This is a genomic window from Streptomyces sp. NPDC036815 (assembly GCF_055609205.1).
This window is the reverse complement of sequence record NZ_JBVJPW010000004.1, coordinates 441,192-459,967: the sequence shown is the minus strand read 5'-3', so window position 1 is coordinate 459,967 and position 18,776 is coordinate 441,192. Positions and strand designations below refer to the sequence as shown.

The window sequence follows — 18,776 nt, the reverse complement described above, 5'->3', positions numbered from 1 at the left end:
ACGGGGAAGTGGAATGCCATGTGGCATTCGTCGCCGCCGTTCTGGAAGTCACCGAAGTAGTCCACGACGTCCTCGGGCCACTGATTGGCCTCGGCAAGCAGGACGGTGTCCGGATAATGCGTGTCGACCATGGATCTGATCCGCTTGAGAAAGGCGTGCGACCGCGGCAGGTTCTCGCAGTTGGTGCCCTCTTCGGCATAGAGATACGGGACGGCGTCGAGGCGGAATCCGTCGATGCCCAGGTCGAGCCAGAAGCGGAGGGCGGAGATGATCTCTTCCTGGACGGCGGGGTTCTCGTAGTTGAGGTCGGGCTGGTGGGAGAAGAAGCGGTGCCAGAAGTACTGCTTGCGCACGGGGTCGAAGGTCCAGTTGGAGGCTTCGGTGTCGACGAAGATGATGCGGGCGTCGCTGTAGGCCTTGTCGTCGTCGGCCCAGACGTAGTAGTCGCCGTAGGGGCCTTCGGGGTCGGTGCGTGAGGCCTGGAACCACGGGTGCTGGTCGCTGGTGTGGTTCATGACGAAGTCGATGATCACGCGCATGCCGCGCTGGTGGGCGGAGTCGACGAACTCCACGAAGTCGGCGAGGTCGCCGAACTCGGGCAGGACGGCGGTGTAGTCGGAGACGTCGTAACCGCCGTCGCGCAGCGGGGACTTGAAGAACGGCGGCAGCCACAGGCAGTCCACGCCCAGCCACTGCAGGTAGTCCAGCTTGGCGGTGATGCCCTTCAGGTCGCCGATGCCGTCGCCGTTGCTGTCCTGGAAGGAGCGGACGAGGACCTCGTAGAAGACGGCCCGCTTGAACCAGTCGGGATCCCGGTCCTTGGTGGGGGTGTCCTCGAAGGTGTCCTGGACGGGCTCATTCATGATCATGGTGTGGGTGACCTCTCAGTGGTGAGGACGGTCGCAGGACGAGTACGTGCGCGGGCGCGCGGCCCGGTTCGAGGCGCACGTAGTTGGTCCTGCCCCAGTGGTAGGTGTCGCCGGTGAGCTCGTCGCGCACCGGCACGGTCTCGTCCCAGTCGAGGCCCAGTCGCGGCATGTCCAGGGACACCGTGGCTTCGCTTGCCCGGCACGGGTCCAGATTGACCACCACCAGGACCGTGTCGGCACCGTCGCGCTTGCTGTAGACGATGACCGCGTCGCTGTCGGCCTGGTGGAAGTGGAGGTTCCGGAGCTGCTGAAGGGCGGGGTGCTGCCGCCGGATCCGGTTCAGCGCGGTGATCAGGGGCGTGATGGTGCGCCCCTCGCGCTCGGCCGCCGCCCAGTCGCGGGGCCGCAGTTGGTACTTCTCGGAGTGCAGGTACTCCTCGCTGCCCGGCCGGACGGCACTGTTCTCGCACAGCTCGAACCCGGCGTACACGCCCCAGTTCGGTGCCAGCGTGGCGGCAAGGACCGCCCGGATCTCGAAGGCCGGGCGGCCACCCTCCCGGAGGAACCCGGACAGGATGTCGGGGGTGTTCACGAAGAAGTTCGGCCGGAGGACATGGGCGGTCTCGCGCGACAACTCCGTGAGGTAGTCGGTGAGTTCCTGCTTGGTGTTCCTCCAGGTGAAGTACGTGTACGACTGCTGGAACCCCGCCTCCGCCAGCGCCCGCACGATCGGCGGGCGAGTGAAGGCCTCGGCCAGGAACAGCACGTCGGGGTCGGTGCGACGGATGTCGGCGAGCACCAGTTCCCAGAACGCGACGGGCTTGGTGTGGGGGTTGTCGACGCGGAATACCCGCACGCCGTGGCCCATCCAGAACCGCAGCAGCCGGGTCGATTCGGCGACCAGCCCCGGCAGGTCGCGGTCGAAGTCGAGCGGATAGATGTCCTGGTACTTCTTCGGCGGGTTCTCCGCGTACGCGATGGAGCCGTCCGCGCGATGGGTGAACCACTCGGGGTGCTTCTCCACCCACGGGTGGTCCGGCGAGCACTGCAGCGCGAAGTCCAGGGCCACTTCGAGGCCGAGCCGCCCGGCCTCGCCCACGAAGGCGTCGAAGTCCGCCAGCGTGCCCAGGTCCGGATGGACGGCGTCGTGACCGCCCTCGGGCGAGCCGATCGCCCACGGCACACCCACGTCGTGCGGCCCCGCCACCAGCGCGTTGTCGGGGCCCTTGCGGAAGGTGGTGCCGATGGGGTGGATCGGCGGCAGATAGACGACGTCGAAACCCATGGCGGCGATGGCGGGCAGCCGCGCCGCCGCCGTACGGAACGTCCCGGAGACGGGCGGCGCCCCCTCCCGGACGATCGCGCCCTCCGAGCGCGGGAAGAACTCGTACCAGGAGCCGAACAGCGCCCTGCGCGGCTCGACCACGAGCGGAAGAGCGTCCGAGCGGGTGACCCGCTCGCGCAGCGGGAAGCGGGAAAGGACCGCCGCCACCCGGGCCGTCAGCGCGGCGTCGAGGCGCTCGGCCGGGGACCGCAGGTCGTCCTGGAGCGCGTCCGCCGCGGTCAGCAGGATCTGCCGCTCCGCCCCTTCCGGCACTCCGGCCGCGGCGTGCTCGTAGAGCAACGCCCCCTCCTCGAGCACCAGTCCGACGTCGATGCCCGCGGGGACCTTGACCTCGGCCGAGCGGCGCCACGCCGTCACGGGGTCCGACCAGGACTCCACGGCGTACGTCCAGTGGCCCTCCGCGTCCGGCGTGACGTCGGCGCCCCAGCGGTCGGTGCCCGGGGACAGTTCACGCATGGGTGCCCACGGCCCGCACCGCCCGGCGGGGCCGAGCAGCACCACGTTGGCGCCGACCGCCGCGTGCCCCTCGCCGAAGACCGTCGCCGTGACCTGGAAGGTCTCACCGGGTACCGCCTTCGCCGGACGGCGGCCGCCGTCGACGACCGGCCGGACATCCCGGACGGGGACGGGGGGCGTCCCCGGAACTGAGGTCATCGGTCTCTCCTCCACCGCGCTCGTGGCGGGCACGGTCCCGGCGGGAGCCGTGTGTGACTACTGCCCCAGGTGCTCGGGCGCCGGCCGCGGTCGACAGGCGGCGCGCGGACGCAGGTACTCCTCGGCCGCCTCGGCGGCCACCCGCGCCGTGCACTCACCCATCAACACGCACAGCGTGTACGCGTTGTCCTCGAACCGCGTGCGCACGGCGCGGTCGCCGGGACGGATGAACAACAGCCGTTCCCACGACCGGTACTGACTCAGATGCCGCTCGACGACATCTTTTGCAGGCAACAGCACCACGCTGCTCACCTTCTCGTTCTGCGCAGGTGCGACCGGTGCGTCTGGCCGACGCGGAACCGCACCGCACGAAGAGTTCCGGACGGCTCGCGCCGACCGGTTTCCACTCATGGTGCACGTTCGGACACGCCGCGTCTTGTTGGGTTTTGAACAATCGGCCCGCTCACTCGTGTTGCGCGAATGGAGTAGTGATTCCACCCTGAAATGACTCAGGAGCGATGAGTGCTCACGTTTCGTGTTCGGGGCTCGGCCCGCTGGGCCGGGAGGAGCGGGAGCTTCGCCGAGAGGAGCCACGCACCATGAAGTCGGCAACACCCCGCTACTACCACCTCGACGTGGAGATCGGCCCGGAGAAGGTCGATCAGGTCGGTCGCATCCTGGCCGCGCATCTGCGGCACTGGGGCCTGCACTACCTCGTCGAACCCGTCTGTCACTGCACCCGGGTGCTCCTCCGGGCCGTCGAGGAGCACGGCACGGACAAGGAGACGGCCATCGAGATGTGGTGGACGGGGCACCACCTCATCACCGCCGTCTCGGACAAGGACCGTGACCTGCCCGTCCCGCACTACGCGCCGCAGGGCCCGCTGGCCCAGATCGCCGCGCTGAGCGACGGCTGGGGCAGCTGTCCTGCGGCCGTCGGAAAGATCATCTGGTTCGCGTGCCGCGACCGGACGCCCGACCACGTCCCGCTGGCCCCCGTCCCGCCCGTGCCCTGCGTCCCCGAGTCGCTGGAGGTGCCGCGGGAGGAGAGCATGGCAGTCCTGGCGGGTTCACCTGAGACGTGACTCGGCCCACCCGTAAGGAAGGCAGTCGTGTGCGCACCTGGACCGGATCCCCTTTCCCCCTGGGCGCCACGTACGACGGCGACGGCACGAACTTCGCCCTGTTCAGCGAGGTGGCCGAACGCGTCGTCCTCGTCCTGCTGCACGACGACGGCACACACGACGACGTCACCCTGTCCGAGGTCGACGGCTTCGTCTGGCACTGCTACCTGCCCGGCGTCGGCCCCGGGCAGCGGTACGGCTACCGCGTGCACGGCCCCTGGGACCCCGCCGCGGGTCACCGGTGCAACCCCGCCAAACTGCTCCTCGACCCCTACGCCAGAGCCGTCGAGGGGCAGATCGACAACGACGCCGCGCTGTACGAACGCGCGGCGGAGGGGCCCGAACCGGCCGACAGCGCCGGGCACACCCCTCTCTCGGTGGTCGTCGACCCGGCCTTCACCTGGGGCGACGACCGGCCGCCCCGCAGGCCGTACGCCGAGACGGTCGTCTACGAGGCGCACGTACGCGGCCTGACGCGCAGGCACCCCGGCGTGCCCCCGGAGCTGCGGGGCACGTACGCGGGCCTCGCGAGCGACGCGGTCATCGAGCACCTGACGTCCCTGGGCGTGACCGCCGTCGAGCTGATGCCCGTGCACCAGTACGTGCAGGACGGCTTCCTGCACGACCGCGGTCTGTCGAACTACTGGGGGTACGCCTCCATCGGCTTCTTCGCCCCGCACAACGGCTACGCGGCGCACGGCACCCGGGGCGAGCAGGTCACGGAGTTCAAGTCGATGGTGAAGGCGCTGCACGCGGCCGGCCTCGAAGTGATCCTCGACGTGGTCTACAACCACACGGCCGAGGGCAACGAGAACGGCCCCACGCTCGCCTTCCGCGGCATCGACAACGCCTCGTACTACCGCCTGCCGGAAGGCGATCCGGCCCACTACTTCGACACCACCGGTACGGGCAACAGCCTGCTGATGCGGCACCCCAACGTCCTGCAGCTGGTGATGGACTCGCTGCGGTACTGGGTGACGGAGATGCACGTCGACGGCTTCCGGTTCGACCTCGCGGCCACGCTCGCGCGCCAGTTCCACGACGTGGACCGGCTCTCGGCCTTCTTCGACCTGGTCCAGCAGGATCCGGTGGTCAGCCGCGTCAAGCTCATCGCCGAACCCTGGGACGTCGGGGACGGGGGCTACCAGGTCGGCAACTTCCCGCCCCTGTGGTCGGAGTGGAACGGCAAGTACCGGGACGCGGTACGGGACTTCTGGCGCAGCGGGGAGCACACGCTCGCCGAGTTCGCCTCCCGCCTCACCGGCTCTTCCGACCTCTACCAGCACGACCGCCGCCGCCCCCGGGCCAGCGTCAACTTCGTCACCGCCCACGACGGCTTCACCCTGCGCGACCTGGTCTCGTACAACGACAAGCACAACGAGGCCAATGCGGAAGGCAACCAGGACGGCGACAACGCCAACCGCTCCTGGAACTGCGGGGCGGAGGGCCCCACTTCGGACGGCCGGATCCTGGAGCTGCGGGCGCGCCAGCAGCGCAACTTCCTCGCCACCCTCATGGTCTCGCAGGGCATCCCGATGCTCGCGCACGGCGACGAACTGGGCCGCACGCAGCAGGGCAACAACAACGCCTACTGCCAGGACAACGAGATCTCCTGGATCGACTGGGACCTCGACGACGACCAGCGCGAACTCATCGACTTCACCCGGCGCGCCATCGAACTGCGCGCCGCGCACCCGGTGTTGCGCCGACGCCGCTTCTTCCGCGGCGAGACCCCGGCCCACGACTGCCCGCCGCTGCCCGACCTGGTGTGGTTGCGGCCCGACGCCCACGAGATGACGGACGAGGACTGGCAGCGCCCCGACGCCCACGCCGTCGGCGTCTTCCTCAACGGCGACGCCATCGCGGAGCCCGACGCCCACGGCAGGCCCGTGGTGGACGACTCCTTCCTGCTCCTGCTGAACAGCTGCGGGGACCCGGTCCTCTTCCGGCTGCCGGACGCCACGTACGGCGAGCGCTGGGAGACCCGGCTCGACACCACGGACCCGCGGGGCCTCTCGGACGAGACGGAACACAAGGCCGCCGGCGAGGTCACCCTGGCGCCGCACAGCCTGCTCGTGCTGTCGCGGCCACCGGTGCGCACTCCGTCGTAGTCGAGTGGTCATCGGTGGGTACAGGGACCCGGTACCGCCGCGACGATGCCCAGGGGGTGGCGCCATGACCGACCGACAGGCCGTGCTGCGAGAACTGCTCAGGACCTCGGGACAGACGTACGCCGCCGAGGCGGGCATCCGGCTGACCGACACCCCCCAGCCGCTCTACCGCACCCTCGTCCTCTCCTCCCTGCTCAGCGCCCGCATCCGGGCCTCCGTCGCGGTGGCGAGCGCCCGCGCCCTGTACGACGCCGGGCTGCGCGGGCCCCGGCAGATGGCCGACGCCACCTGGCAGCAGCGCGTCGACGCCCTGGGACGCGGCGGCTACCGGCGCTACGACGAACGCACCGCGACCCAGCTCGGCGACGGCGCCCGCCTGGTGACCGAGGAGTGGCACGGCGACCTGCGCCGGGTCCGGGAGGAGGCCGACGGTGACGAGGCCGCCCTGGAACGGGTGCTGCGGCGGGTGCCGGGGCTCGGCCCCACCGGCGTGGACATCTTCCTGCGCGAGGTGCAGGACGTCTGGCCCGAATACCGGCCGCGCCTCGACGCCAAGGTGCTGCAGGGGGCGGAGCGGCTCGGTCTGCCGCGGACCGCGTCCGAACTGCTGCGGCTGACCGACGAACGGCCCAGCGTGCTGGCCGCCGCGCTCGTGCGGGCCGCTCTCGACCGGAAGATCGTGGACGCGTGCCTGGAGCGGGCCGACGACCGGACGGCGTAACGACAGGTCGACCGGGGCACGTGTGACGTGCCGAATTCGGGTCAAATGAGGATCATGACGCGTTTCGCAATGGTGGCCCTGCTGACGGCCTGCGCGGCAGGAGGCGTGCTCCTGGCGCTGCTGGTCTCCCCGTGGTGGTGGTTCGCCGCCGCACCCTTCCTCGCCGTGGCGCTGACCGGTCTGTACGACCTCGTCCAGCGGCGGCACTCGGTGCTGCGGAACTACCCCGTCCTGGGCCATCTGCGCTTCCTCATGGAGGCGCTGCGACCGGAGCTGCAGCAGTACTTCGTGGAGCGCAACTACGACGGCAGGCCGTTCGACCGCGACACCCGCAGCATCGTCTACGAGCGGGCCAAGGGCGTCTCCGCCGAGGAGCCGTTCGGCAGCGAGCGCGACATGGACCAGCGCGGCTACGAGCTGCTCGTGCCGTCCATGGCGCCGGTGCAGGTGCCCGAGGAGGCGCCCCGCGTCCGGATCGGCGGGCCCGACTGCGCCGAGCCGTACGACATGGCGCTCCTCAATGTGTCGGCGATGAGCTTCGGCTCGCTCTCCGCCAACGCGATCCTGGCCCTGAACACGGGGGCGGCGCGCGGCGGCTTCGCCCACGACACCGGCGAGGGCGGCCTCTCCGAGTACCACCTGCGCCCCGGCGGCGACCTCGTCTGGGAGATCGGCACCGGCTACTTCGGGTGCCGCACCCGCGACGGCGGCTTCGACGAGAAGAAGTTCGCCGAGAAGGCCGCCCACCCCGCCGTCCGCTGCGTGTCGCTCAAGCTGTCGCAGGGCGCGAAGCCGGGGATCGGCGGCGTCCTGCCCGGCAGCAAGGTCAACGCCGAGATCGCCTCCGTACGCGGCGTGCCGGAGGGGGAGACCGTCGTCTCTCCCCCGTACCACCGCGTGTTCTCCACCCCGCGCGAACTGGTCCTGTTCCTCGCCCGGATGCGGGAACTGACCGGCGGCAAACCGGTGGGCTTCAAGCTGTGCCCGGGGTCCCGGACGCAGTTCCTCGCCGTGTGCAAGGCCATGGTGGCGGAGGGGATCACACCCGACTTCATCGTCGTGGACGGTGCGGAGGGCGGTACGGGCGCGGCCCCTCTGGAGTTCGCCGACCACCTCGGCATGCCCCTCACCGAGGGCCTGATCGCCGTGCACGGCGCGCTGACGGGGGCGGGGCTGCGGGAGCGTATCCGCGTCGGCGCGAGCGGCAAGGTGGCGACGGGTTCCGACATCGTCAAGCGGCTCGCGATGGGCGCCGACTACACCAACGCGGCCCGCGCCATGATGTTCGCCGTCGGCTGCATCCAGGCCCAGCGCTGTCACACCAACCGCTGCCCGACCGGTGTCACCACCCAGGACCCGCACCGGGCCCGCGCCCTCGACGTGGTGGACAAGTCCGCGCGCGTCACGCGCTACCAGCAGGCCACCGTCCAGAGCGCGCTGCGCATCATGGCCGCCATGGGCGTGCGCGAGCCCTCCGAGCTCGGCCCCCGTCTGCTGCGCCGCCGCGAGGACCACGGCCGGTTCCGCTCGTATGCCGAGCTGTACGAGTGGCTCTCCCCCGGCGAGCTGCTCGCCGGGGGGCCCGCGGGCTGGGCCGCCGACTGGCGGGCGGCCGACCCCGACTCCTTCGCTCCCTGACGGCCCGCCCGCGCGCGGCCGCCGCCCGTTCGACCCCGATCTGTGATCTGTGAGAGGAACACCCATGTCACGCACTGTTGCCCGTGTCGTCACCGACGCCCTGGAAGAACTCGGGGTGCGCCATGTCTTCGGCGTGGTGGGAGACGCTCTCAACCCCTTCACCGACGCCATCCGTGAGAGCGGTTCCGTCGAGTGGGTGGGCTGTCGGCACGAGGAGGCCGCGGCCTTCGCCGCGGGCGCGCAGTCGCAGCTCACCGACACCCTCGGGGTCTGCATGGGCACCGTCGGGCCCGGCTCCGTGCACCTGCTCAACGGCCTGTACGACGCGGCCAAGAGCGGCACCCCGGTGCTCGCCATCGCCGGTCAGGTGCCACTCGGGGAGGTGGGCACCGACTACTTCCAGGAGGTCGACAACGACCTGCTCTTCCGCGACGTCGCCGTCTTCCGCGCCACCGTCACCTCTCCGGAGCAGCTGCCCGGTCTCCTGGAGATCGCCGTGCGCAGCGCGATCGGGCGCCGCGGTGTGGCCGTACTGACGGTCCCCGGCGACGTCGGCGACAAGGAGCTGCCGAACGACCGTCCGACCCGGCTCTCCGTGGCGGAGTCTGCCAACCGGCCCGACGACCCGGTGCTCGACGCCGCGGCCGCCGCCCTCGCCGACGGTGGCAAGGTCACCATGCTGGTCGGCCGGGGAGCGCGCGGCTCCCGCGAGGACGTGCTCGCCCTCGCGGAACGCCTTGCCTCGCCCATGGTGATCACCCTGAAGGCGAAGGAGGGCTTCGAGGGCGACAACCCGTACCAGGTCGGCCAGACGGGCCTGATCGGCAATCCGGCCGCCGCCCACGCGATGGACCACGCCGACACCCTGCTGCTGCTCGGCACCGACTTCCCGTACCGGGAGTGGTATCCGCAGGGCAAGAAGGTCGTCCAGGTCGACCGGGTCGCGGAGCACATCGGCCGACGCGTGCCGGTGGACGTGGCCCTGGCCGCCGATGTCGGCCCCACCGTGCGGGGTCTTCTGCAGCGGCTCGAGCAGCGCACGGACCGCGGTCACCTGGACGGAGCGCGCGAGAAGTTCACCAAGTGGCAGGAGGGGCAGCAGCGGCTCGCCGCCCCGGGGCACGACCGTGGCCTCATCGGCAAGGTGCGGTCCGCCTTCGACAACCGGGACCACCTGGTGCGTCCGGAGGCGCTGGCCGCCGCGGTGGACGCCGCGGCTGCGGACGACGCCGTGTTCACCTCGGACACCGGCATGGCCACCGTGTGGCTCTCGCGCTTCGTCGAGATGCGCGGCTCCCGGCGCCTGCTCGGTTCGTACAACCTCGGCTCGATGGCCAACGCGATGCCGCAGGCGATCGGCGCCCAGCTCCTCGACCCCGACCGGCAGGTCGTCGCCTTCTGCGGCGACGGCGGTCTCGGCATGCTCCTCGGCGACCTCATGACCATCCGCAGCCGTCAGTTGCCGGTCAAGCTCGTCGTCTTCGACAACCAGCGGCTCGGGATGGTGAAGCTGGAGCAGGAGGAGGCGGGCCTGCCGGAATTCGGCACCGAGCTCGACAACCCGGACTTCGCCGCCGTCGCCGGGGCCCTCGGCATCACCGGCATCCGGGTGAGCCGGGCCGAGGACCTCGCGGAGGCGGTCACCCGGGCCTTCGCCACGCCGGGCCCCGTCCTCCTGGACGTCCTCACCAACCCCGAGGAGATCGCCGTGCCGGCCAAGCCGACCGTGCAGCAGGGCTGGGGCTTCGCCATCGCCAAGATCCGCGAGAACCTCACCAGCCCCGGCGGTCACTGACCGGTCGCTCCCCAGGGCGTGCAGGAAACAGATGTGCGCTCCAGGTATTGGCGGCGAGAAGCCGGGCACCCGAGGGCTGTCCGGCGGGATCCGCCCGTGTCGGCGAATCGCCGCACCGCCGCAAAAGCCGCAATATGGACTTGACGCCAACGCCAGACATCGCCGCAGGAAAGGCATACGCAGCCCATGAACGACGCCACAGGTAAGGTCACCACCACCGATGCCGGCGTTCCGGTGGAGAGCGACGAACACTCGCTCACCGTTGGCGCCGGTGGCCCGATCCTCCTCCAGGACTCCTATCTGATCGAACAGATGGCGCAGTTCAACCGGGAGCGGATCCCCGAACGGCAGCCGCACGCCAAGGGCAGCGGCGCCTTCGGCCACTTCGAGGTCACCGCGGACGTCAGCGCGTACACCAAGGCCGCGGTCTTCCAGCCGGGCACCCGGACCGACCTCGTGGCCCGCTTCTCCACCGTCGCGGGCGAGCGCGGAAGCCCGGACACCTGGCGCGACCCGCGCGGGTTCGCGGTGAAGTTCTACACCACCGAGGGCAACTACGACATGGTCGGGAACAACACCCCGGTCTTCTTCGTGAAGGACCCGATGAAGTTCCAGCACTTCATCAGGTCCCAGAAACGCCGGGCGGACAACAACCTCCGCGACCACGACATGCAGTGGGACTTCTGGACCCTCTCCCCCGAGTCGGCCCACCAGGTCACCTGGCTGATGGGCGACCGCGGCATCCCGCGCACCTGGCGCCACATGAACGGCTACACCTCGCACACGTACATGTGGATCAACGCGGAGGGCAAGCGCTGCTGGGTGAAGTACCACTTCAAGACCGACCAGGGCGTCGAGAACTTCACACAGCACGAGGGCGACCAGATGGCCGCCGCCGACACGGATTACCACACCCGTGACCTCTTCGAGCACATCCGGGACGGGGACTACCCCAGCTGGACGCTGTACGTGCAGATCATGCCGTACGAGGACGCGGCGACGTACCGCTTCAACCCGTTCGACCTGACCAAGGTGTGGCCGCACGGCGACTACCCGCTGATCGAGGTCGGCCGCATGACGCTGGACCGCAACCCCACGGACAACCACGCCGAGATCGAGCAGGCGGCGTTCCAGCCGAACAACCTGGTCCCGGGCATCGGGCCGAGCCCCGACCGCATGCTGCTCGCGCGGCTGTTCTCCTACGCCGACTCGCACCGCTACCGGATCGGCGGCAACTACCAGCAGCTGCCGGTCAACGCCCCCATCGTGCCCGTCCACACGTACTCCAAGGACGGGGCGATGGCCATCCACAAGCGCCAGGACCCGGTCTACGCACCGAACTCCAAGGGCGGCCCGGCAGCCGACCCGAGCCGCTACGCCCCGCCGAGCTGGCACGCGGACGGCGACATCACCCGCGCCGCCTACGTCGACCACGCCGAGGACGACGACTGGGGGCAGCCGGGCACGATGGTGCGCGAGGTCCTCAACGACGCCGAGCGGGACCGCCTCGTGGACAACGTGGTCGGCCACCTCCTCAACGGCGTGACCGAGCCCGTGCTCGCCCGCGCCTTCGAGTACTGGTCGAAGATCGACAAGTCCATCGGTGAGCGCATCGAGCAGGGCGTGCGCGCCAAGGCGAGCGAGAAGGACCCCAAGGCCGCCCAGCAGGCCAATCCCGCGCGGAGCAGCATGCAGGACAAGGCCTGACACCGCGCACGGCCCCCTGACCGACGGCCGCCGCCCTCCGGGGTGGCGGCCGTCGGCCGGTTCTGCGGAACGCCGGTTCTGCGGTACGCCGCTTCTGCGGTACGCCGCTTCTGCGGTACGTCAGCTCCCCGCGCCAGCTCCCCGCGTCACCTCTCCGGCACGTCGAAGTCGCACCAGACGGCCTTGCCCTCGCCCCGGGGTTCGACGCCCCACCCGGTGGCCACCGCCTCCACCAGGAGCATCCCGCGGCCGGACGTGGCGGTCTCGCCCGGTGTCCTCTTGCGGGGGCGGTCGCTGGAGCGGTCCTTCACCCAGAGGCGGACCCGGCGCGGCGGGCCGCTGAGCACCTCCAGCGTGAGGATCGCGCCTCCCTCGGTGTGAACCAACGCGTTGACGAGGAGTTCGCCCGCCGCCACCTCGACGTCGTCGGCGACCTCGCCCACCCCCCAGGCCGCGAGGTGTTCCCGCAGCGCCGCCCGTGCGTCGGCGAGCCCTTCGGGGTCGGCCTGGTGGACGTAGCGGTGGATGCGCGGTTCCTGGAGGGTGCCGGGGTCGGGGCGGCGGCGCAGCACCAGGAGCGCCACGTCGTCACCGGTTCCCCACCTCTCCCAGAGCGCCCGCGAGAGGTGGTCCGCCAGGTCCTCCGCCGCCTCCGGCCCCTCGCCCAGCACCTCGGCGAGGTTCCGCATCCCCGTGTCGAGGTCGAGTCCGGCGTCCTCCACGAGGCCGTCCGTGCACAGCACCATGGTCTCGCCGGGCACGAGGTCGAGCCGCACCTCGGGGTAGTCCTCCATGCCGAACTCCGTGGCAAGACCCAACGGCAGCCCGCCGCGCACCCGGGGCACGCCCACCCTGCCGTCCACGTGGCGCACGAGGGGCGGCAGATGGCCGGCCCGGACCGCGCGCACGACGCCCGTGGCCGGGTCGAACTGGGCGTAGGTGCAGGTGGCGAAGCGCTCGGTGTCGAGCTCGGCCAGGAAGCGGGAGGTCCGGGAGAGCACGGTCGCGGGCGGGTGCCCCTCACCGGCGAAGGCCCGCAGGGCGATCCGCAACTGCCCCATGATGGCCGCGGCGTGGGTGTCGTGTCCCTGCACGTCACCGACGACCACGCCGATGCGCCCGCGGGGCAGGGAGATCACGTCGTAGAAATCGCCGCCGACCTCCCGGCCGCCCCAGGCCGCGTGGTAGCGCACGGCGAGTTCGGTGTCCGCGACATGTGGGATCCCGCGCGGCAACATCGTGGCCTGCAGGCTCTTGGCGAGGTCGCGTTCCTCGTCGAACAGCATGGCGCGCTGCAGCGACTGGGCGACGATGCCGGAGAGGCCGATGCACAGATTGCGGTCCGCCTCGCTGAACTCCCTGCGGCCGCGGTAGAAGAGGGCGAGCCCGCCGATGGCGCGGTCCTGCGCGACCAGGGGCAGGAACGCCGCCGAGTCCAGCTTCATGCTCTCGATGTAGGGCCGCAGGCGGGTGAAGCGCCGGGCGAGGCCGGGCAGTGAGCCCACGAAGCGGGGCTGGCGGGTCATCACGGCCTCGGCGAGCGGCAGCGATTCGTCGACCTTGTAGAGCTTGAGTTCGTCGAGAGCCTGCATCGACTGGCCCACCAGGGCGATCAGCTTCAGGTTCTCCCCCTCGACGAGTCCGAGGACGAGGCCGTCGGCGGCGAACCGGTCCAGGCCGCTCGCGCCGGACAGCACGGCCACGACGTCGTCGACGGTGACGGCCCGCGAGAGGGCCTCCGTGGTGCCCTGCACCATCAGGGCGATGCCCTGGCGGCGCTCCTCCCTGGGGTCGGTGGCCGCGAGTTCCGTGCCGTCGTTCGCGGCCGACCGCAGGATTCCGACCACGCGCTCGGCCCGGCCGTCGTCGTCGCGCAGGACGCGGCCGCGGGCGTGGCCGAGGCGCAGGGAGCCGTCGCGTCTGCGGACCCGGAAGTACACGCCGTAGGAGTCGGCGCCCGTGGCGATGGCTTCCGTGACGGCGGAGTTGATGCGGGCGGCCTCCTCGGGGGGCAGCCGTCCTTGCAGCGAGCCGACCTGCCCGTCGAACTCGCCGGGGCGCAGGTCGAGCAGCGCGAGCGCGCCCGCTCCGAGGCTGAGGTCCCCGCTCCGCAGATCCCAGTCGAAGCAGCCCACGCCGGTCAGGAGCAGGCACTGTTCCAGATCGAGGGGTGGCTTCTTGGCTGACGTCATGGATGTCTCCGGTATGCCGCTCGGCCACCATAAGCGTCCGCCGCCCGACGCGCGCGGCCGGACGGTTCGGGTGACCATGTGACTACGGGGCCCGCCTCACCGGCGGTTCCGCCGAAAACCGACTTTCGTCCCTCGTCCCGTGACCTTGGTCCTGTGTGAGACGCCCAGGGCGGGACATCCGTCATTGAGTCGGACGGCAGCTCCCATGCCGTCGTGCACACAAGGGAAAGGAACGTTCTCGTGGGCATCATCGCCTGGATCCTGATCGGCCTCATCGCGGGCGCCATCGCCAAGGCCCTCACCCCGGGCAAGGACCCGGGAGGCTGCCTGGTGACGATGCTCATCGGCATCGTGGGCGGGCTGCTCGGCGGTTGGCTGGGCAAGGTGATCTTCGGCGTCCACTCGATCAACGGGTTCTTCCACCTGTCGACGTGGATCGCCGCCATCGTCGGTTCCGTGATCGTTCTGTTCCTCTACCGCCTGTTCACGGGGAAGCGGGCCCACTGACCCGACCGGTCGTATCGAGCGGCGCCCGCCCGGTGCCGACGGCCCGGAGACTTCTCTCCGCCGTCGCCTCCGGGCGGGCGCTTTCGCGTGCTGACCCGTACCGCCGCATTCGAATTAGTGCACGTGTTCGATTCGCGCGTACACTGACTCCATGTCCACGCACCAGCTCCAGGGCTCGCTCTTCGACCAGGCCGACGACGTACGCCTCGGCCCGCTCACCGCGATCCGCAGGACCGTCCTCGGGGACGGGGCATGGATCGACCTCCTGCCGGGCTGGCTGCAGGGCGCCGACCTGCTGTTCGAACAACTGGCCAGGGAAGTCCCCTGGAAGGCCGAACGCCGGCAGATGTACGAAAGGGTGGTGGACGTGCCGCGCCTGCTCGCGTTCTACGGCGCCGGTGAACCACTCCCCCACGCCGTTCTCGACGAGGCGCGCCGCGCCCTCTCCGCGCACTACGCCGACGAGCTCGGTGAACCCTTCACGACGGCGGGCCTGTGCCACTACCGCGACGGGCGCGACAGCGTCGCCTGGCACGGCGACCGCATCGGCCGGGGCGCCCGCGAGAACACGATGGTCGCCATCCTCTCCGTGGGAGCACCCCGCGATCTGCTGCTCCGGCCGCGCCACGGCGGTGGCGGGACCGTCCGGCGCCCGCTCGGGCACGGCGATCTGATCGTGATGGGCGGCTCCTGCCAGCGGACCTGGGAACACGCGATCCCCAAGTCGGCCCGTGCCGCAGGGGGCCGCGTCAGCATCCAGTTCCGGCCGCACGGGGTGCGGTGACGGGACCGGCCCCGGCTCAGCCGGACCGGCGCCCGAGCGCCCGCCGCACCACTTTGCCGAGCACCGCGGGACGGAACAGCAGCGAGGGCGGAGCCGTCATGTTCAGCACGCGCACGAACCGGGCCCAGATGTCCGCGTCGTGCACGGCGAGCGCGAACACGTGCTGGTTGTACCAGTGGGCGAAGCGCGCGGGCAGCGGCTGACCGGTGGGCGTCCACATGAGGTCCGAGCTGGTGGCCAGCGTCCACGGGACCTGGATCACCCGGGCCGCGGCACGCTGGTAGGCACGGCTGAGGCCGTCGAGCCCCGCCGCCTCGGCCCGGCGGCGGCGCAGCAGGCGGCCGAGCAGTTCCGCCTCGAGGGCGGCGACCGTGAGCCCTTGCCCGTACACGGGGTTGAACACGCAGAGCGAGTCGCCGACGGCGACCAGACGTTCGGGCCAGCGGGCGTTCTTGTGGTGCAGGCGCCACTCGTTGCCGGGGTTGGTGTAGCGGTGGATCTCGCCCTGCCGGGTGCCGCGCTTGATCTGCTCGGCGAGGCGGGGGTTGCCGAGCGTGTGGGCGAAGTCGAGGTAGCCCTCGTCGTCGGTCGGCGGCACGTGCCGGTCGACGCCGAGCAGCGAGCACATCCAGCGGTGGTGCTCCACGGCGAGCACCACCCCGCCGCGCGGCACGTCGGGCGCGAAGGCCATCTGGTACGCCACGTCGAACTCCTGCCGGTCCCCGTCGGGACGTTCGTAACAGGCGGAGGTGTAGGTGATCTTCGCCTTGACGACGGTCTTGGCGGACACCGGAAGCCGCGCGTCGGCGAGCCACCGGTCGACGGCCGTGGCGCGGCCCGAGGCGTCGACGACGAGGTCGGCGGTGACCTCCGCGGACTCGCCGGATGCGTGGGCGCGGTAGCGGACCCGGTCGAGGCGGCCGGGGGCGCTCGCCGTCACCGTCTCGCAGCGGGTCGCCGCGAGCAGCCGGACCGCCGGGAGCTTCGACACCCGCTGCCGCAGGCGCCGTTCGAGTTCGTCGCGGGTGAAGGTCTGGACGGGGACGCCGACCGGGTCGGGCGGGGCGTAGCCGGTCGGCAGCAGGAAACTGATCCGCTCCCCGTAGTCGAAGACGGGCGCGCCCAGCGCGGCGAGTTCGGCCCGCAGCCCCGGAAAGAGGCCCTCGAGCACCTCACCGCCCCGGGCGAGCAGCGCGTGCGCGTGGTAGCCCTGCGGCACGTGGGGGTGCACCCCGGTGTCGGGCCCCACCGGGTCGTGCTCCAGGACGAGGACGTCGGCGAAGTGATCGGCCAGGACCCGTGCGGTCACGAGCCCCGCATATCCGCCGCCGACGACGACGGCCCGCTCCCAGCGGGTACCGGGCGACACGTCCTGCTGATTGTCCGCCATGACCGGTCGTTCCTCTCAACTCGGCACACCGCGTCGCTACTTCACCCCGGACGGCGGATGAGCGCAGTGTGACCGCAGGCATGCCCCGACCGGGCCGCGCACTGTCGCGATTCGGACGGCGGGCGGTGAGATCGACAGCGGCACATGCGACGGGCATGCGCTGCGTGCGGGCGTCACGGCCCGGTCCTGCACCCGTCCCGGCGCCCCGGAAATCGGGGCTGAATCCCGCCGGTACCCGGGCAAACATCGTGCGGGCTCGATCATCGTATCGAGTTAATGTCCCCCTCTTTCCTTGGTCCGGGCGGTGGCGTGACCCTTAGTGTTCCTCTGGATCTGGACGGATTCCCGTTCCTCTGCCCCCTTTCCTCACGCTTGCCCGATGGCGCCCTTATCGGCGCGTCCCTGCCCTGACCAAGGAGAGCTCTCCAGATGACCGTTGACTCGACACAGGAAGCTCCGTCGGTACCGCCCCAGCAGAAGAGCCTGGGCACCACGGCCGCCCGCAATCTCGCCTCCACGACCAAGTCCGCCCCGCAGATGCAGGAGATCACCTCCCGCTGGCTGCTGCGGATGCTCCCCTGGGTGGAGACCAAGGGCGGTGTCTACCGGGTGAACCGCCGGCTGACCTTCACCGTCGGCGACGGGCGCGTGGAGTTCGTCCAGGACGGCGCCGACGTCCGGGTGATCCCGCGCGAACTCGGTGAACTGGCCCCGCTGCAGGGCTTCGACGACGTCGACGTGCTCACCGCCCTCGCCGACCGGTGCGTCCAGCGCGACTTCCGGGCCGGCGAGACGCTGGTCGAGCGCGGCGCACCCGCGGACCGGCTGCACCTGATCGCGCACGGGCGCGTCAGCCAGCACTCGGTGGGCAGTTACGGCGACGAGGTCACCCTGGACGTACTCGCGGACGGTGACCGCTTCGGGGACGACGCCCTGCTGGACGAGGACGCCCAGTGGGAGCAGACCGCGACCGCCGAGACGCCCGGCACCCTCCTCACGCTGTCCCGCGCCGACTTCGCGTCCGTGTTGTCCTCGGCCCCGAACCTGCGCGACCACATCGAGGAGTACAAGTCCCGCTCCGACCGCCGGCAGAACCACCGCGGCGAGGCGGAGATCGCGATGTCGGCCGGCCACACCGGCGAGCAGGAGCTGCCCGGAGCCTTCGTCGACTACGAGGAGAAGCCGCGCGAGTACGAACTCTCGGTCGCGCAGACCATCCTGCGGATCCACACGAGGGTCGCCGACCTCTACAACGGGCCGATGAACCAGACCAAGGAGCAACTCCGGCTCACCATCGAAGCGTTGCGTGAGCGCCAGGAGCACGAGCTGGTAAACAACCGGGAGTTCGGCCTCCTGCACAACGCCGACTTCAAGCAGCGCTTCCAGACGCACGCGGGGCCGCCGTCCCCCGACGACCTGGACGAACTGCTCTGCCGCCGCCGCGGATCCAAGTTCTTCCTGGCGCACCCCCGGACGATCGCGGCCATCGGGCGCGAGTTCAACGCGCGCGGGCTCTATCCGGACCACGTCGACCTCGGCGGTCAGCAGGTCCCGGCCTGGCGGGGCGTACCGATCCTGCCCTGCAACAAGATCCCCATCACCAAGGAGAAGACCAGCTCGATCCTCTGCATGCGTACGGGCGAGGAGAACCAGGGCGTCATCGGTCTGCACCAGACCGGCCTCCCCGAGGAGTACGAACCCGGCCTGTCGGTCCGCTTCATGGGCCTCAACGAGCAGGCGATCACCTCCTACCTCGTCAGCACCTACTACTCCGCCGCCATCCTCGTGCCGGACGCGGTCGGCGTGCTGGAGAACGTGCAGATCGCCCACTGGCCCAGCTAGCGGCCGGGCCTGTCCGGCAGGTCGCGACGGCGTCCCGGTCCGCCGGGGCCCTCGCGTCCGCCCGGCAGGCCTCGGGACCAGCCGCCCACCCCAGCAA

General features: G+C 70.9%; 14 protein-coding genes. 9 read left to right on the top strand and 5 right to left on the bottom strand.

Annotation, left to right across the window (positions count from 1 at the left end):
* The 3 genes from ACZ69I_RS13010 to ACZ69I_RS13000 all read right to left on the bottom strand — a co-directional run.
* Nucleotides 1–869, bottom strand: an 869-nt coding sequence (locus ACZ69I_RS13010; RefSeq protein WP_470832030.1) for an alpha-amylase family glycosyl hydrolase, incomplete at its 3' end; no start/stop codon positions are given.
* A complete protein-coding gene (locus ACZ69I_RS13005; protein WP_470832029.1) occupies nt 856–2,868 on the bottom strand; it encodes an alpha-1,4-glucan--maltose-1-phosphate maltosyltransferase in 2,013 nt (670 codons plus the stop codon). The genes ACZ69I_RS13010 and ACZ69I_RS13005, both read right to left, overlap by 14 nt.
* 57 nt (nt 2,869–2,925) lie before the next feature.
* The gene (locus tag ACZ69I_RS13000) at nt 2,926–3,180 is read right to left on the bottom strand and encodes a DUF5133 domain-containing protein (RefSeq protein ID WP_467679716.1); all 255 of its coding nucleotides are present in this window, start codon (nt 3,178–3,180) and stop codon (nt 2,926–2,928) included.
* A 287-nt stretch (nt 3,181–3,467) separates the two neighbouring features.
* On the opposite strand from ACZ69I_RS13000, the gene ACZ69I_RS12995 reads away from it, so the two are divergent.
* The 6 genes from ACZ69I_RS12995 (at nt 3,468) to ACZ69I_RS12970 (ending at nt 11,964) form a co-directional block, all read left to right on the top strand.
* Nucleotides 3,468–3,953 (top strand): pep a2, encoded by a 486-nt coding sequence (locus tag ACZ69I_RS12995; RefSeq protein WP_467679718.1) that lies wholly within the window; start codon nt 3,468–3,470, stop codon nt 3,951–3,953.
* A gap of 29 nt (nt 3,954–3,982) precedes the next feature.
* Nucleotides 3,983–6,103: a glycogen debranching protein GlgX gene (gene glgX / locus ACZ69I_RS12990; RefSeq protein ID WP_470832026.1), complete on the top strand. Its 2,121-nt coding sequence runs from the start codon at nt 3,983–3,985 to the stop codon at nt 6,101–6,103.
* A gap of 64 nt (nt 6,104–6,167) precedes the next feature.
* Complete coding sequence (locus ACZ69I_RS12985; protein WP_470832025.1) at nt 6,168–6,824, top strand: endonuclease; 657 nt, start codon at nt 6,168–6,170, stop codon at nt 6,822–6,824.
* A 54-nt stretch (nt 6,825–6,878) separates the two neighbouring features.
* The gene (locus ACZ69I_RS12980) at nt 6,879–8,462 is read left to right on the top strand and encodes an FMN-binding glutamate synthase family protein (protein ID WP_470832023.1); all 1,584 of its coding nucleotides are present in this window, start codon (nt 6,879–6,881) and stop codon (nt 8,460–8,462) included.
* Nucleotides 8,463–8,526: 64 nt separating this feature from the next.
* The gene (locus tag ACZ69I_RS12975; RefSeq protein ID WP_467679727.1) at nt 8,527–10,257 is read left to right on the top strand and encodes a thiamine pyrophosphate-dependent enzyme; all 1,731 of its coding nucleotides are present in this window, start codon (nt 8,527–8,529) and stop codon (nt 10,255–10,257) included.
* A 186-nt stretch (nt 10,258–10,443) separates the two neighbouring features.
* Nucleotides 10,444–11,964 (top strand): catalase, encoded by a 1,521-nt coding sequence (locus ACZ69I_RS12970; RefSeq protein WP_467679729.1) that lies wholly within the window; start codon nt 10,444–10,446, stop codon nt 11,962–11,964.
* 146 nt (nt 11,965–12,110) lie between these two features.
* Here the strand turns inward: ACZ69I_RS12970 and ACZ69I_RS12965 are convergent, their stop codons facing one another.
* Complete coding sequence (locus ACZ69I_RS12965; protein ID WP_470832022.1) at nt 12,111–14,156, bottom strand: SpoIIE family protein phosphatase; 2,046 nt, start codon at nt 14,154–14,156, stop codon at nt 12,111–12,113.
* A gap of 240 nt (nt 14,157–14,396) precedes the next feature.
* On the opposite strand from ACZ69I_RS12965, the gene ACZ69I_RS12960 reads away from it, so the two are divergent.
* Together ACZ69I_RS12960 and ACZ69I_RS12955 are read left to right on the top strand one after the other, a co-directional pair.
* Nucleotides 14,397–14,663, top strand: a complete 267-nt coding sequence (locus ACZ69I_RS12960; RefSeq protein WP_389722894.1) for a GlsB/YeaQ/YmgE family stress response membrane protein — start codon at nt 14,397–14,399, stop codon at nt 14,661–14,663.
* A gap of 151 nt (nt 14,664–14,814) precedes the next feature.
* Nucleotides 14,815–15,447, top strand: coding sequence for an alpha-ketoglutarate-dependent dioxygenase AlkB (locus tag ACZ69I_RS12955; protein ID WP_467679735.1), 633 nt, complete (start codon nt 14,815–14,817; stop codon nt 15,445–15,447).
* 16 nt (nt 15,448–15,463) lie between these two features.
* Here ACZ69I_RS12955 and ACZ69I_RS12950 read toward each other — a convergent pair whose 3' ends face one another.
* Complete coding sequence (locus tag ACZ69I_RS12950) at nt 15,464–16,837, bottom strand: FAD-dependent oxidoreductase (protein WP_470832021.1); 1,374 nt, start codon at nt 16,835–16,837, stop codon at nt 15,464–15,466.
* A gap of 429 nt (nt 16,838–17,266) precedes the next feature.
* Here ACZ69I_RS12950 and ACZ69I_RS12945 point away from each other — a divergent pair, with 429 nt between their 5' ends.
* Nucleotides 17,267–18,679: a family 2B encapsulin nanocompartment shell protein gene (locus ACZ69I_RS12945; protein ID WP_470832019.1), complete on the top strand. Its 1,413-nt coding sequence runs from the start codon at nt 17,267–17,269 to the stop codon at nt 18,677–18,679.
* Nucleotides 18,680–18,776: the final 97 nt, after the last annotated feature.

Bases quoted from the DNA above. Each gene is read 5' to 3' on its own strand.
- ACZ69I_RS13005 (WP_470832029.1), bottom strand. From the start codon at position 2,868: ATGACCTCAGTTCCGGGGACGCCCCCCGTCCCCGTCCGGGATGTCCGG.
- ACZ69I_RS12995 (WP_467679718.1), top strand. From the start codon at position 3,468: ATGAAGTCGGCAACACCCCGCTACTACCACCTCGACGTGGAGATCGGC.
- ACZ69I_RS12985 (WP_470832025.1), top strand. From the start codon at position 6,168: ATGACCGACCGACAGGCCGTGCTGCGAGAACTGCTCAGGACCTCGGGA.
- ACZ69I_RS12980 (WP_470832023.1), top strand. From the start codon at position 6,879: ATGACGCGTTTCGCAATGGTGGCCCTGCTGACGGCCTGCGCGGCAGGA.
- ACZ69I_RS12975 (WP_467679727.1), top strand. From the start codon at position 8,527: ATGTCACGCACTGTTGCCCGTGTCGTCACCGACGCCCTGGAAGAACTC.
- ACZ69I_RS12970 (WP_467679729.1), top strand. From the start codon at position 10,444: ATGAACGACGCCACAGGTAAGGTCACCACCACCGATGCCGGCGTTCCG.
- ACZ69I_RS12965 (WP_470832022.1), bottom strand. From the start codon at position 14,156: ATGACGTCAGCCAAGAAGCCACCCCTCGATCTGGAACAGTGCCTGCTC.
- ACZ69I_RS12955 (WP_467679735.1), top strand. From the start codon at position 14,815: ATGTCCACGCACCAGCTCCAGGGCTCGCTCTTCGACCAGGCCGACGAC.
- ACZ69I_RS12950 (WP_470832021.1), bottom strand. From the start codon at position 16,837: ATGGCGGACAATCAGCAGGACGTGTCGCCCGGTACCCGCTGGGAGCGG.
- ACZ69I_RS12945 (WP_470832019.1), top strand. From the start codon at position 17,267: ATGACCGTTGACTCGACACAGGAAGCTCCGTCGGTACCGCCCCAGCAG.